General features: G+C 69.1%; 12 protein-coding genes and 1 pseudogene. 10 read left to right on the top strand and 3 right to left on the bottom strand.

The annotated features are described in order from the left end of the window. Window positions 1–108: 108 nt before the first annotated feature. From EY822_RS00575 to EY822_RS00565, 3 genes and pseudogenes are all read left to right on the top strand, one after another. A pseudogene (locus EY822_RS00575) lies at window positions 109–480 on the top strand (ChaB family protein). Between the two features lie 122 nt (window positions 481–602). After that, window positions 603–812, top strand: a complete 210-nt coding sequence (locus EY822_RS00570) for a hypothetical protein (protein WP_150306492.1) — start codon at window positions 603–605, stop codon at window positions 810–812. 144 nt (window positions 813–956) lie between these two features. Continuing rightward, on the top strand, window positions 957–3,263 hold the full coding sequence (locus tag EY822_RS00565) for a glycosyltransferase family 2 protein (protein WP_150306491.1): 2,307 nt from the start codon (window positions 957–959) through the stop codon (window positions 3,261–3,263). Here the strand turns inward: EY822_RS00565 and EY822_RS15200 are convergent. Then, a complete protein-coding gene (locus EY822_RS15200; RefSeq protein ID WP_227496900.1) occupies window positions 3,248–3,712 on the bottom strand; it encodes a protealysin inhibitor emfourin in 465 nt (154 codons plus the stop codon). The genes EY822_RS00565 and EY822_RS15200 overlap by 16 nt on opposite strands. Next, window positions 3,709–4,773, bottom strand: a complete 1,065-nt coding sequence (locus EY822_RS00555) for a M4 family metallopeptidase (RefSeq protein WP_150306490.1) — start codon at window positions 4,771–4,773, stop codon at window positions 3,709–3,711. Before EY822_RS00555 ends, EY822_RS15200 begins: the two co-directional genes overlap by 4 nt. Before the next feature lie 158 nt (window positions 4,774–4,931). Here EY822_RS00555 and EY822_RS00550 point away from each other — a divergent pair, with 158 nt between their 5' ends. The 4 genes from EY822_RS00550 (at window position 4,932) to EY822_RS00535 (ending at window position 7,457) form a co-directional block, all read left to right on the top strand. Then, a complete protein-coding gene (locus EY822_RS00550; RefSeq protein WP_150306489.1) occupies window positions 4,932–5,525 on the top strand; it encodes a CDP-alcohol phosphatidyltransferase family protein in 594 nt (197 codons plus the stop codon). A 35-nt stretch (window positions 5,526–5,560) separates the two neighbouring features. Beyond that, window positions 5,561–6,070 carry an FHA domain-containing protein gene (locus EY822_RS00545; RefSeq protein WP_150306488.1) on the top strand — a complete coding sequence of 170 codons (510 nt, stop codon included), beginning with the start codon at window positions 5,561–5,563 and terminating at the stop codon, window positions 6,068–6,070. Window positions 6,071–6,072: 2 nt separating this feature from the next. After that, complete coding sequence (ftsR, locus tag EY822_RS00540) at window positions 6,073–6,774, top strand: transcriptional regulator FtsR (protein ID WP_150306487.1); 702 nt, start codon at window positions 6,073–6,075, stop codon at window positions 6,772–6,774. 137 nt (window positions 6,775–6,911) lie between these two features. Continuing rightward, window positions 6,912–7,457 (top strand): MerR family transcriptional regulator, encoded by a 546-nt coding sequence (locus tag EY822_RS00535; RefSeq protein WP_150306486.1) that lies wholly within the window; start codon window positions 6,912–6,914, stop codon window positions 7,455–7,457. A 183-nt stretch (window positions 7,458–7,640) separates the two neighbouring features. Here the strand turns inward: EY822_RS00535 and EY822_RS00530 are convergent, their stop codons facing one another. Beyond that, window positions 7,641–8,453 (bottom strand): ParA family protein, encoded by an 813-nt coding sequence (locus EY822_RS00530; protein ID WP_150306485.1) that lies wholly within the window; start codon window positions 8,451–8,453, stop codon window positions 7,641–7,643. A 76-nt stretch (window positions 8,454–8,529) separates the two neighbouring features. Here EY822_RS00530 and EY822_RS00525 point away from each other — a divergent pair, with 76 nt between their 5' ends. The 3 genes from EY822_RS00525 to def are packed head-to-tail and all read left to right on the top strand — an operon-like array spanning window position 8,530 to window position 13,928. Then, window positions 8,530–11,934, top strand: a complete 3,405-nt coding sequence (locus tag EY822_RS00525) for a pyruvate carboxylase (RefSeq protein ID WP_150306484.1) — start codon at window positions 8,530–8,532, stop codon at window positions 11,932–11,934. A gap of 60 nt (window positions 11,935–11,994) precedes the next feature. Further along, window positions 11,995–13,440, top strand: a complete 1,446-nt coding sequence (locus EY822_RS00520) for a mycothione reductase (protein WP_150306483.1) — start codon at window positions 11,995–11,997, stop codon at window positions 13,438–13,440. Further along, the gene (gene def / locus EY822_RS00515) at window positions 13,437–13,928 is read left to right on the top strand and encodes a peptide deformylase (protein WP_150306482.1); all 492 of its coding nucleotides are present in this window, start codon (window positions 13,437–13,439) and stop codon (window positions 13,926–13,928) included. Before EY822_RS00520 ends, def begins: the two co-directional genes overlap by 4 nt. Window positions 13,929–13,947: the final 19 nt, after the last annotated feature.

Below are 13,947 nucleotides of genomic sequence, written 5' to 3'. Positions count from 1 at the left end.
TGCCAGACGCTGCACCCTCGCCGCAACCCCTCCCGGCGAGGGGAGACGCACGGTACGTTTTTCCTACCGTGGGGGAGAACAGGAGATCCCGTGCCCGCGTCCGAGGAAATGCCGGAAACCCTGCGCCGATCTCCCCGTCATGCCCAGGCCATCTGGTCCGAGACCCATGATTCGGCGGTCGAGTCCTACGGCGAGGGGGAGCGAGCCCATCGCACCGCCTTCGCTGCTCTCTAGCACTCGTACGAGAAGGTCGGGGACCACTGGGAGCAGAAGGAGCAGCGGGGTCCCTCCGATGATCGCGCGGCAGGGGAACCTAAGGCCGACACCGCCGGGGGAGTGGACGCCAACGCATCGAAGAAGCACCTGTACGAGCTGGCCCAGCGGCTCGACGTACCGGGCCGGTCGTCGATGACGAAGGACGAACTGGTCGACGCCATACAGAAAGCCAACGATCGAGAGAGTCGTCGCAGTAGAGCGTGACCCGCACCACCGTGCCTCGGCTGCCCGGGGCGTGACAACTGAACAGTCCTGACACAAACCCGAAGTGTGAGACGACCGTGGAAGCACGACAGCATCCAGCGCCGAGCCCGGATGACCTCGAATTGCGCCCCATCTCCTCGTCGCGCTGGCGCGTGGGCGATCGCCGGCTGAATGGTAGACCCGGCATCAGCCTGCTCGGGTTCATCGACCTCACCGATGGTGGATTCGAGGTCACCCGCTTCGATTCCTGCTCGGCCCGCGGCGCCTACCCCAGCCTCGACGATGCCGTCGCAGACTTCGCGCGACGCCCGGGTGGTCACGAGTTCCAGTGATGATCGGCCCGATGGGTGGCGTTGCGGGCTGTCCCCTCTAGTGGGGACCGCGGGTGTACCCCGGCGTGCCCCATACTGAATGCTGCGGGGCTTCCCCCCACTGGTGTTACCCGAACGCCTCTGGCCCCGCGAAGGACGCCCACCATGCCCGAAACCCGGTCCCTCAGCGTGCCCCGGCCCGTTCCCCACCCCGATCCGACCCGACGACTCCCCACCCTGCACCCCCGGCCGAGCACCCGAACGCTCGCTCTCGCCCGGATCGCCATCTTCGCCACGATTCTCATCTGGCTCGCCTACGCGGTCTTCACCGTGCTGAGCCTGATGGTCGAGCCGTGGGCGGGGGATTTCGGCTTCGCCCTCTCCTCCCTCGGCTATCTCGCCGTGGTGACGTTGCTCGCCGTTCCGGCCCTGCTCTACCTCGTCGTCCGGCTGGGGGCGCTCGAGCGGTTCCGCAATCACGTACGGGTGCCGCGTGCCGCACTCGACCGCTTCTACGCCACCCGCCGACCGTCGGTGACCGTGCTGATCTCCTCGTCCGACCAGGGCATGGCTGCGGTGCGGCGGTCACTGTGGTCGGCCGCACTCCAGGAGTATCCCGATCTCCGCGTGGTGCACCTCCTCGATGGGCCGGGTGGAGCGGGCAGCGACCGCGACGACCTCCGTGGTGTCGCCGCCGAGGTCGCCAGCGAACTCGTTCCGCTGCGATCGCGCTTCACCGAGGCTCGGGAGCGGTTCTCGATCGAGGGGGTCGAGGCCGGTTCGGACACGTCCGCGGCGTCGGTGCTCGCCGACCACTACGCCTGGGCCGCCGCCTGGCTGCATCGCAAGGCCAACTCCTCGGCCGGTCGGTTGCCGGCCGACCGCTTCTTCGCCGACGAGGTGCTCGCCGGGCTCGGTGACGAGCTCGAACTCACCGCGGTGGCGCTGTTCGCCGCGGTGAACCAGGGTGAGGCACCGGACGCGCAGCGCATGTCGGAACTGTACGACCGGCTCGTGTGGATCTTCAGTGCCGAGCTCGAGACGTTCGAGCGTCGGGCGTTCGCGTCCCTCCCGTCGGGGAACGGTCGCGCGGGAAACCTGAATGCCTATCTCGGGCTGATGGGGGGAAGCTACCGCCTCGAGGACTCGCCCGACGGCGGGATACTGCACCCGTGTGCTCCTGCGGACGCCGATACGGTCGTGCCGGATGCCGACTTCGTGATCACGCTCGACGCCTCGTCCGTGGTGCTGCGCGACTATGCCCTGCGCCTGGTGCACCACCTCGAGCTCCCCTCGAATGCCCGCGTCGCCGTGGTGCAGACGCCCTCCTCATCCGTCGCGCGCGCCACCACCGTGCTCGGACGCACCATCGAGGCCGCCACCGATCTGCAGCACCTGCAGCTCCAGGGCATGACCCGGTTCGGCGCCACGGTGCTCGCCGGATCCGCCGCTACGTTCCGCACGCGTGCGCTACGCGACATCGTCGACGTCGAGATCTCCGGGGGATTCGAGTTGCGTCGATTCTTCCGCGGGACTGCGGCCTGGCACGACTCGGCAACGAGCCTCGAATTCGAGCGCAACGGATGGTCGCTCGTCAACTATCCGGAGCGCCTCAGCGCCATCGATACGCCCCCCGACTTCGGCTCGCTCGTCGCACTGCCTCGCCGACGGGCCGGCAGCGGGATGATCGTGCTGCCGCGAATTCTCGGTTCGGCCGGCGACCGACGCGCCCGTGGCGACCGGGTGACCGGAAGCGAGCTGCTCGTTCGGGTGAACGCGGTAACGTCACCCGCGGTGGTCAGCATCGCCCTGCTGTTCGTGCTCGCGTTCCCGCACGACGGCGCGCTCCCCGGGATCGTGTTCTTCCTGCTCGCGCTGCCGTACTTCCTCTCCCGGGGCGCCGATCTGCGGCGATGCGGCCACCGCTACTCCACCGCGCTCTGGGTGTACGCCCTCCAGTTGGTGCTGCTGCCGATGAATCTCGCCGGTGCGTTCCGCTCGGTACGGCAGGCCATCACCAACACCCGCTCGTCCGCGCCCGTGGCGACGTCGGCGCAGGGGCGCACGGTCACCCCCATCGCCTACGTGCTCGTGCCGGTGGCACTGCTCGTGCTCCTCAGTGCGCGACTCCTCGTCGACGTCACGCGGGGCCACTGGGGCGACGCGGCCTTCGGTGCGTTCCACGTCGTGCTCCTCCTGGTCGCCGGTATCGCGTTTCTGGGGGTGCGGAACTCGATCGTCGACATCGGGGTCGGACTCCGCCGCCGGAGCAGGGCGGGGAACGTTGTCGCAGAGGCACCCGCCGGCCCGCTCGACTGGAGGGCCGTGCTGTATCACGGACACGTCGAGGGCGTCGTGCCGCGATCGCAGCTCAGGGCCCGGGCGCACCGCTCGGGGGGACGGCATCGCGTCGAGCGCACCCTCGGCAGCGATGCGGGGGAGCGCCGTACGGAGGATCAACCGCGGGGCTGATCGCCGTCGCGGGCCTCCTCCTGCCGTCGACCGTGAACCGGAGCCCGGTCCTCGGGAAGCTCGCGCTCAGCCCGTTCGACCACGGATGGATCGACCGCAGGCGAATCGGCCGCTGGCGAATCGACCGAAGGGCGATCGACCGCTGGCGGATCGAGCTCGGGCAGGTCGATGGGCCGAGTCGGCGGCACGGGATTCCCGGCGGAGCGCACCCGATCGACGAGCGTGCGCCACGGGCCCTCGACCTGCTGCTCGGGCAGGCGTGCCTCATGGGCGTTCGCCACGATGATGTAGAAGTACCGGTCGGGCTGGGGTGGGTCGTCGACCTGCTCGTCCCACGGGCATGCATCCACCAGCAGGTGCCAGTCGGACGATTCGGGCCCGTCGGTGTCGACGACCCAGCGACGGGTGAGCCCGGAGAACCCGCCGGAGCGGGAGACCACGATCCTCACGGCGTCACCTGCACCCCCACAGTCTTCCACGCACTCGCCACGGCCGCCCGCTCCCGCGACGCGGCACCGAAGCGCGCGTGCGCGGCCGTCACGGTGGCCGAGGCGAACGTGACGAAGTCGGTGGTGGGAGCGAGATCACCGCGCACGATGGTGTCGTACCAAATGCGGCCGGCGCCCTGCCAGGCGAACCCGCCGATCTCTTCGGCCGCGAGGCAGAAGGCTCGGTTCGGGATGCCGGAGTTGATGTGCACACCGCCGTAGTCCTCGGTGGTCACCACGAACGACGTCATGTGAGCGGGTTGCGGGTCGCGCCCCAGAAGGTCGTCGTCGTACGCGGTTCCCGGCGCCTTCATCGAGCGGAGTGCCACACCCTCGACCGAGTCGGTGAACAGCTCCGCGCCCACCAGCCAGGAGGCCGACGACGCCTCCTGTCTGTGCAGATGCTGTTCGACGAGCACGCCGAAGACGTCGGCGATCGACTCGTTGAGTGCACCGGACTCGCCCGAGTACGTCAGGTTCGTCGTGTGCTGGATGACGCCGTGGCTGAGCTCGTGGCCGAGAACGGTGATGGACTTCGTGAAGCCGTGGAAGATCTCACCGTCTCCATCGCCGAACACCATCCGCGACCCGTCCCAAAACGCGTTCTCGTAACGGTGCCCGTAGTGCACCGTCGCGTCGAGGGGCAGTTCCGCACCATCGATCGAAGCCCGGCCGAACGCATCGGCGAACATCGCATACGTCGCTCCGAGCCCGTCATAGGCCTCGGTCACGGCGGCATCGCCGTTCTCCGGTTCGCCCTCGCCCCGCACGCGGCGGCCCGGAAGTTCCTCGGCCTGCCCTGCGTCGAAGATCGTGCGCTGGGGGCCCCGCGGCGTGCGGGTGGCCATCCCGGGAGCCGCCCGTCCCGAGTCCTCGGCCTCCTGGCGCGCAGCTCGACCGGAGTGCACCGGTTCGTCATCGCGCAACGCCGCTCGCGCAGCCTCGGCGACCGCCGGCAACCGTGTGTCCGCTGCGGTTGCGAGGTGTTGCAGAAGGTACGGCGGCAGGATGTAGTGGCGCATGCTTGATCCTGACACGCCCCACCGACACTCCAGCGGCTCCCGCCGGGAAGACAGGCGGCTCGCGCTGGGATGCGGAATACGCGCGTCCCGCATGCGCCACCCGACAGGCCGGTAGCTCCCACCGGGACGCCCGGGGAGTCGCTCAGTACACTCGGACAATGGAGCGGGACGCGCTGATCGTCACCGATCGGGTCTGGACGATTCCGAACGTGCTGAGCTTCGTCCGGCTGGGCTTCGTGCCGCTCGTCCTGTACCTGATCCTCGCGGAGCGGGACGCGCTCGCGCTGATGGCGCTCATGGTGGCGACCCTGACCGACTTTCTGGACGGATTCCTCGCCCGGCGCCTCAATCAGGTCACGAGGCTCGGGCAGGTGCTCGACCCCGCCGCCGACCGCCTCTTCATCTTCGTCACCTTGATCGGCCTCACCTGGCGAGACGTCCTCCCGCTCTGGCTCGCCGTCGCCATCGTGCTGCGGGACGTAGTGCTGCTCGGCGTCTGGGCTCTTCTGGCCGCGAGACTGGGGGGACCGCTCCCGGTGAACCGGGTCGGCAAGCTGGCCACCTTCTGCCTGTTCTACGCCCTCCCCATGATCATGGTCGGACAGGCTTTCCCCGAGGTGGCGGATTACACGGATCCCGTCGCCTGGACATCCGCTTTCGCGGGTACATTCCTGTACTGGTGGGCGGGCGTACTGTACGCGCAGAGAACCGTCCGACTAATCCGGCGCGAGCGCAATGTGACCCACTCGTGATCAGATACGCTGGTGAAACTGAAGGAGGTGCGCGCATGGGAGATCGCGAAGGCGACCGTACGCCGCAGAACGATGGCGTGCCCCGAAACGGATCGGCACGGGCTCAACCGTTCACGAATACCGATACGACGGCCACTTTCAGTGATGAGCTCGGTGCCCACCTCGCCGGAATCGACTCGAGCGTCTCGCCCGAAGAGCGCGAGGCGGTGGGGTCGCTCCCGTCCGGATCCGCGCTCCTCGTCGTCCGTCGCGGGCCGAACGCCGGGGCCCGGTTCCTGCTCGACGCCGACGTCACGACGGTGGGTCGGCACCCCAACGCCGACATCTTCCTCGACGACGTCACCGTGTCTCGTCGTCACGCCCAGTTCCTGCGCTCGGGCACGTCGTTCCAGGTCAAGGATCTCGGCTCGCTGAACGGCACCTACTTCGACGGCGTCCGCATCGACACGGCGTTGCTCAGCGACGGCGCGGAGGTGCAGGTCGGCAAGTTCCGGCTCACCTTCTACGCATCCCGGCAGGACCTCGTCCCGTCCGCGGGCAAGTAGTAGTGCCGGCATCCTCCGCCGCGGCCAGTGCGCCGGGGCCGGCGCAGCGTCTGAGCATCGGCCAGGTGCTCGCCCGACTCACGCCGGAATTCCCGGATCTCACGCCCTCGAAGCTCCGCTTCCTCGAGGAGCAGCAGCTGGTGTCGCCGGCGCGCACGGAGTCGGGCTACCGCAAGTTCTCGCCGGGCGACGTGGAGCGCCTGCGGCTCATCCTGTCGATGCAGCGCGACTCCTACCTGCCGCTCAAGGTGATCCGCGAATATCTCGTCGACCTCGATGCCGGTCGATCGCCCGTGCCGCCCGGTGCGGCGTCGGGCCCCCGCCCCTCCATGCTGTCGCAGGAGCGCCGGTACAAGCGCGAGGAACTCGTGCGCGAGGCGGGCGCCACCATGATGCTGTTGAACGACGCCATCACCGCGTCGGTCATCGTGCCCGCGGAGGTGTACGGTGACGAGGCCGTAGCCGTTCTGAAGGCGCTCGTGGAACTCTCCCGCTGCGGAATCGAACCGCGTCACCTCCGGGGCTTCCGGGCGGCGGCGGAGCGGGAGCTCGGACTGATCGAGAGCGCCCTCGTACCCATCTCGCGCCGCAAGGACACCTCGAGTCGCGCGCATGCCGCGGAGCTCGCCCAGGAGATCGCCGCGCAGCTCGAAGTGGTACGGGGAAGTCTGATTCGCTCGGCCCTCGGGCGGCTCGCCCCGTAGACTGATCCTCGAGCACGGTCCTCCGATCCGACACGCCGAAACCTTCGGTCCAATGTCCCCGGTCGGGAGTGCGCGGTCGGTACGTTGGACCAAGGCGTTCTCGCGAGCCGAGGGGCGAAGAGGTGGAAGGCAGACCGATGAGTGAACTCAGCCGTAACGACGGAGCGCGTTACGACCTCGGCCTCCTGTTCACCGACGGACTGCCCGAGATGGATGCGAAGGCCGGTTACCGCGGAGCCGTCGCCGCTCGAGCGGCCGGAATCAGCTATCGGCAACTCGACTACTGGGCCCGCACGGGTCTCGTCGAACCGACGGTGCGCGGTGCGGCCGGTTCCGGATCGGCTCGCCTCTACGGCTTCCGCGACATCCTCGTGCTGAAGCTCGTCAAGCGCCTCCTCGACACCGGCATCTCCCTGCAGCAGATCCGTACCGCTGTCGAGCAGCTCCGCGAGGCCGGCGTGTACGACCTCGCCCAGACCACTCTGATGAGCGACGGCGCGAGCGTGTACCTCTGCACGTCGAACGACGAGGTCATCGACCTGGTCAGTCGCGGCCAGGGCGTCTTCGGCATCGCGGTCGGCAAGGTTCTGCGCGAGGTGGAGACCAGCCTCGTCGAACTCAACACCGAGACCGTCGACCCGATGGACGAGCTCGCCGCCCGCCGGGCCACCCGCGCCAGCTGACCCGTCCGATCCCCACGATTCCTGAGCCTGTCGAAGGGATGCAGGTCCCACGGCCCCTGAGCTCGTCGAAGGGATGAAGGTCCCACGGCCCCTGAGCCCGTCGAAGGGACGCACGTCTCACGGCCCCTGAGCCCGTAGAAGGGACGCGCCGCGACCTCCGCCGGCCTCCCTGACGGCGAACCGCTACGCGCGCGGAGCCTCGGCGAAGTCGCCGATCTTCGCCGCGCGCATCACGCGTTCGAGGAGTGCGTCGAAGTAGCCCGCCATCTCCTCGGCGCTCTCGCCCGGCCAGATGTGCAGCGGCCGCGCCGCTCCCTGCGCCTGCTGCAGCGACGTGCGCTCCGGCAGCTGAGGCGAGAGCAGGAGCGGACCGAACATGTCGCGCAGTTCCTTGATGCGGAACTGGTGCTCGAGCGACTGCATCCTCGCGCGATTGATGATGATGCCGAGGGGCTGCAGCCGGGGGCTGAGACCCCGACGGATCTCCTCGACCGCCCGGAGCGCCCGGTCGGCGGCCGCCACGGAGAAGAGGCCGGGTTCGGTCACCACGGTCACGCGGTCGCTCGCCGCCCAGGCCGTTCGGGTGAGGGCGTTCAGCGAGGGCGGGCAGTCGATGAGCACGAGGTCGTAGTCGGCCTCCACGTGCGCGAGCGCCTCCTCCAGCTTCCAGATGTCGCGGATGCTGGGGTGCGGGCCGTCGAAGTTGATGGCCGACGGGCTGCCGATCAGCACGTCCATCGTGCCGGCTCGGCCCTTGGTCCAGCCGCTCGGAGCGATGGCCGCGCGCACCACCTTCTCCTTGGGGGAGGCGAGCACGTCGGCGACGGTCGCGTGCCCGGCGGGAGTGATGTCCATACCGGTGGACACGTCCGCCTGGGGGTCGATGTCGACCACGAGAGTGCGGAGACCCTTCGCGAAGGCCGCTGATGCCAACCCCAGTGTCACCGTCGTTTTCCCGACGCCTCCCTTCAGGGAGCTGACGCTGAGTACATGCACGAGGCATACGTTACCTTCAGTAGTCTTGGGACACCTAAACGCTGACAGTGCGGCGGTACCCGTTCGAAAGGCACGCATGTTCTCGAAGATCCTGGTGGCAAACCGCGGCGAAATCGCCATTCGTGCGTTCCGAGCCGCGGTCGAACTGGGAGCGAGAACCGTCGCGGTTTTCCCGTACGAGGACCGCAACTCCATGCACCGTCTGAAGGCCGACGAGGCGTACCTCATCGGCGAGGCGGGTCACCCCGTGCGCGCGTACCTCGACGTCGCCGAGATCATCCGCGTCGCCCGCGAGAGCGGCGCCGACGCCATCTATCCGGGCTACGGATTCCTCTCCGAGAACCCCGACCTGGCCGAGGCGGCCCGCGCAGCCGGCATCGCCTTCATCGGCCCGGGGTCCGACGTGCTCAAGATGGCCGGCAACAAGGTCACGGCCAAGGAGCACGCGATCGCCGCCGGCGTCCCGGTACTCGCCTCCACCGAGCCGTCCACCGACATCGACGGACTTCTCGAACAGGCCGAGAGCATCGGGTTCCCCCTCTTCGCCAAGGCTGTGGCCGGTGGTGGCGGGCGTGGGATGCGCCGCGTCGAGACCCGCGAAGACCTGCTCGAGGCGCTCACCGCCGCGATGCGGGAAGCCGACAGTGCGTTCGGCGACCCCACGATGTTCCTCGAGCAGGCCGTGCTGCGACCCCGCCACATCGAGGTGCAAATCCTCGCCGACGCCACGGGCGAGACGGTGCACCTGTTCGAGCGCGACTGCTCCGTGCAGCGCCGCCACCAGAAGGTCGTGGAGATCGCGCCTGCGCCGAACCTCGACGAGGATGTGCGGCAGGCCATGTACCGCGACGCCGTCGCCTTCGCGAAGAGCATCGGCTACGTGAACGCGGGCACCGTCGAGTTTCTTCTCGACACCGCCGGCGAGCGCGCCGGACAGCACGTGTTCATCGAGATGAACCCGCGCATCCAGGTCGAGCACACCGTGACCGAGGAGGTCACCGACGTCGACCTGGTGCAGTCGCAAATGCGCATCGCCTCGGGGGAGACGCTCGAGCAGCTCGGACTGCAGCAGAAGGATCTCCGCCTGCGCGGTGCCGCGCTGCAGACCCGCATCACCACCGAGGATCCCGGCGCCGGGTTCCGGCCCGACACCGGCAAGATCACGACCTACCGTTCGCCCGGCGGCGCCGGCATCCGCATCGACGGCGGGACCGTGGCGACCGGCGCGCAGATCAGCCCGCACTTCGACTCCATGCTGGCCAAGCTCACCTGCCGCGGGCGCGACTTCCCGGGCGCCGTCGTGCGTGCGAAGCGCGCCCTCGCCGAGTTCCGCATCCGCGGTGTCTCCACCAACATCCCGTTCCTTCAGGCCGTGCTCGACGACCCCTCCTTCGCCGCGGGCGACCTCAGCACGTCGTTCATCGACGAGCGGCCGCAGCTCGTGCGCAGCAACATCTCGAAGGATCGCGGCACGAAGATCGTCAACTGGCTGGCCGACGTGACGGTCAATCAGCCGAACGGCGCCCGGGTGGGCACCTCGGTGCCGCGGGAGAAGCTGCCGGACACCGACCTGTCCGTGCCGCCGCCGCCCGGGTCGCGCCAGCGGCTTCTCGAGCTCGGCCCCGAGGGCTTCGCCCGAGCCCTGCGCGAGCAGGTTCCGCTCGCCGTCACGGAGACGACGATGCGCGACGCGCACCAGTCGCTCCTCGCCACGCGCGTGCGCACGACCGATCTCCTCGCCGTCGCCCCGCACGTCGCCCGCAATACCCCCGAGCTCTTGTCCGTCGAGGCCTGGGGCGGTGCCACCTACGATGTGGCGCTGCGATTCCTCGGTGAGGACCCCTGGGAGCGACTCGCCTCGCTGCGCGAGGCACTGCCGAACGTGGCGATCCAGATGCTGCTGCGCGGCCGCAACACCGTGGGGTACACCCCGTACCCGACGGAGGTGACCGACGCGTTCGTGCGCGAGGCCGCCGTCACGGGCGTCGACATCTTCCGCATCTTCGACGCCCTCAACGACGTCGAGCAGATGCGGCCGGCGATCGAGTCGGTGCTCGCCACCGGTACCGGTGTCGCCGAGGTCGCCGTCTGCTACACGGGCGACCTCATGAACCCGGGCGAGGACCTGTACACCCTCGACTACTACCTGCGGCTCGCCGACACGATCGTCGACGCGGGCGCGCACGTACTCGCGATCAAGGACATGGCCGGGCTCCTGCGTCCGTCGGCCGCGGAGAAGCTGGTAACCGCGTTCCGCGAGCGTTTCGACGTGCCCGTGCACGTGCACACCCACGACACCGCGGGCGGTCAGCTCGCCACGCTCCTCGCCGCGAGCCGCGCCGGGGCCGACGCGGTCGACGTCGCCAGCGCACCGATGGCCGGCACCACCAGCCAGCCCTCGTTCTCCGCGCTCGTCGCCGCGCTCGCGCACACCGAGCGGGACACCGGCATCTCGCTGCAGGCCGTCAGCGATCTCGAGCCGTACTGGGAGTCCGTGCGCCAGGTCTACGCCCCGTTCGAGTCCGGACTGCCGGGACCGACGGGACGCGTGTACAAGCACGAGATCCCGGGCGGGCAGCTTTCCAATCTGCGGCAGCAGGCCATCGCCCTCGGCCTTGCCGACGACTTCGAGCTGATCGAGGACATGTACGCCGCCGCGAACAACATCCTCGGCCGCATTCCGAAGGTGACCCCGTCGTCGAAGGTGGTGGGCGACCTCGCCCTGCAGCTCGCGGCAGCGAAGGCCGATCCGAAGGACTTCGCCGAGAACCCGCAGAACTACGACATCCCCGACTCGGTGATCGGGTTCATGGCCGGCGAACTCGGCGACCTGCCGGGTGGATGGCCGGAGCCGTTCCGCACCAAGGTGCTGGAGGGTCGCGACGTCAAGGTGCGCGAGCAGGAGATCTCCACCGAGGACCGCGAGGCGCTCGAGGGCGGCAGCAGCACCGTGCGCCGATCCACGCTCAACCGGTTGCTCTTCCCGCAACCCACCAAGCAGTTCCTCGAGATCCGCGAGCTCTTCGGCGACCTGTCCGTCGTGAACACCATCGACTACCTGTACGGGCTGCGACAGGGCGAGGAGCACGTCGTCCGCATTGCGAAGGGCGTCGAGATGTTCATCGGCCTCGAAGCGGTGGGTGACGCGGACAGTCGCGGGATGCGCACGGTCATGACGATCGTGAACGGTCAGCTCCGCCCGGTGTTCGTGCGGGACCGCAGCATCAAGGTGGAGTCGAAGAGCGCCGAGAAGGCGGATCTGGCGAACTCCGGACATGTTGCGGCCCCGTTCTCGGGCGTCGTGACCCTGAAGGTCGAGGTGGGTGCCGTGGTCACCGCGGGGCAGCCCGTCGCGTCGATCGAGGCCATGAAGATGGAGGCCGCGATCACGTCGTCCATCGCCGGTCGCGTCACCCGCCTCGCCGTGCCGGCCACCCAGCAGGTGGACGCCGGGGACCTGCTCGTGATCGTGGAGCCGTGATCGGACGCGCACCGTTCGGCACCGTCGACTCCCGCGGCACGCACGCCGTGTCCTTCCGAGGTGAATGAGGACGCCCTCGCCTTCGACCTGATCATCGTGGGCGCGGGGTCCGGCAACTCGATCCTCGATGACCGGTTCGACGGGCTCTCGGTGGCGTTGATCGACGACGGAGAGCACTTCGGGGGCACCTGCCTCAATGCCGGGTGCATCCCGACCAAGATGTTCGTGCACGTGGCCGACCTGGCGGTGGCCGGTGCGGACCGCGAGCGGTTCGGGCTCACCGACGTCACCCCGGGGGCGGAGTGGCTGCGCATCCGGGATCGGATATTCGGCCGCACGGACTCCATCAGCGAATCCGGGCTGGAGTACCGCCGTTTCGGCAGCGCGAACGTGACGCTGTTCCGCGAGACGTTCCGCTTCGTGGCGCCGACCGAGCTGGTCGGCGCGAGCGGCGTACGCATCCGCGGGTCCCGCATCGTCATCGCGGCCGGCTCCCGTCCGAGGCCGCTTCCCGTCGCCGTCGCCTCCGCAGCGGCGGGCGGCATCCACGACTCCGACTCGATCATGCGCATCGATCGTCTCCCGTCGTCCCTCCTCATCGTGGGCGGCGGGTACGTCGCGTGCGAGTTCGCGCACGTGTTCGACGCGCTGGGCGTCGCGGTGACCCAGGTCATCCGCGGATCGCGCCTCCTGGCCTCGGCCGACGACTCCGTCTCCGAGCGCTTCACCGGGCTCGCCGCCGAGTCCTGGGACCTGGTGACCGAGAGCTCCGTGCACGCGATCGACCGGACGGAGGACGGGGTGCGCGTCGCCCTCGACTCCGGTGCCGTCCTGTCCGTCGACGCGGTGCTCGTGGCGATCGGCCGGGTGCCCAACACGGACACACTCGGCGCGGCCGATGTGGGCTTCGATCTCGCCGACCACGGCCTGCTCGCCGTCGACGAGTACCAGCACGTTCTGAGTGGAGGACGCCCGCTGTCCTCGGTGTTCGCTCTCGGTGACGTCTGCTCGGCCGCGCAGCTGAAGCACGTCGCGAACGCGCAGGCAAGGGCGGTGCAGCACAATCTTCTGCACGCCGAATCGCCGGTGCGCGCGGATCCGGGGCCGATCCCCGCGGCAATCTTCTCCAGGCCCCAGGTCGCGTCCTTCGGGGTCACCGAGCGCGACGCTCGGGCGACCGGCAGGGATCCGGTCGTCGTCGTGCAGAACTACGGCGACACGGCGTGGGGGTGGGCGCTCGAGGACACCACGAGCTTCTGTAAGCTCGTGGTCGACGCACGCACCGGGCAGCTGCTCGGTGCACACATCCTCGGTCCGGACGCGAGCATCCTGCTGCAGCCGCTGATCCAGGCCGCCAGTTCCGGTACCTCGGTGCGCGGACTCGCGCGCGGGCAGTACTGGCCGCATCCCGCGGCCACCGAGATCGTCGAGAACGCACTGCTGAAGGCCGAGGCTGCGCTCGTCGAGCGTGGCGCGTCCGCGGCGAATGAAGGAGCACCCGAGTGACCGAACGACAGATCCGACTCTTCGGTGACCCCGTGCTGAAGACCCGATCGGCGGAGATCGTCGACATCGATGACGGAGTGCGCTCGCTCGTAGCGGATCTGCTCGACAGCGTGCGGCTGGAAGGGCGGGCCGGTGTCGCCGCGCCGCAGATCGGGGTGAACCTCCGCGCGTTCAGTTACAACGTGGGGGAGTCGTTCGGCTATTTGCTGAACCCCGAGATCGTGGAGTTGCGCGGTGAACCGGAACTCGTCGACGAGGGATGCCTGTCGGTGCCCACTCTGTGGTTCCCGACGATGCGGCATCCGGAGGCCACGATTCGCGGAATCGACCTCGACGGCACCACGGTCGAACTCAGCGGCACGGGTGTTCTCGCGCAGGCCTTCCAGCACGAGGTCGACCACCTCGACGGCCTTCTCTACCTCGACCGGCTCGACAAGCCGAGCCGTCGCGAGGCGATGAAGCAGGTGCGCGAAAGCGACTGGTTCTAGCCGCCCCGCGCACCCGCCT

Origin of the sequence: Planctomonas psychrotolerans, from assembly GCF_008642235.1 — a bacterium.
GTDB classification, from domain to species: Bacteria; Actinomycetota; Actinomycetes; order Actinomycetales; family Microbacteriaceae; genus Planctomonas; species Planctomonas psychrotolerans.
This window is presented reverse-complemented; position numbering and strand designations above follow the sequence as displayed.

Excerpts from the sequence above, each read along its gene's own strand:
- EY822_RS00565 (WP_150306491.1), top strand. The coding sequence starts at position 957 with ATGCCCGAAACCCGGTCCCTCAGCGTGCCCCGGCCCGTTCCCCACCCC.
- EY822_RS00555 (WP_150306490.1), bottom strand. The coding sequence starts at position 4,773 with ATGCGCCACTACATCCTGCCGCCGTACCTTCTGCAACACCTCGCAACC.
- EY822_RS00550 (WP_150306489.1), top strand. The coding sequence starts at position 4,932 with ATGGAGCGGGACGCGCTGATCGTCACCGATCGGGTCTGGACGATTCCG.
- EY822_RS00545 (WP_150306488.1), top strand. The coding sequence starts at position 5,561 with ATGGGAGATCGCGAAGGCGACCGTACGCCGCAGAACGATGGCGTGCCC.
- EY822_RS00535 (WP_150306486.1), top strand. The coding sequence starts at position 6,912 with ATGAGTGAACTCAGCCGTAACGACGGAGCGCGTTACGACCTCGGCCTC.
- EY822_RS00525 (WP_150306484.1), top strand. The coding sequence starts at position 8,530 with ATGTTCTCGAAGATCCTGGTGGCAAACCGCGGCGAAATCGCCATTCGT.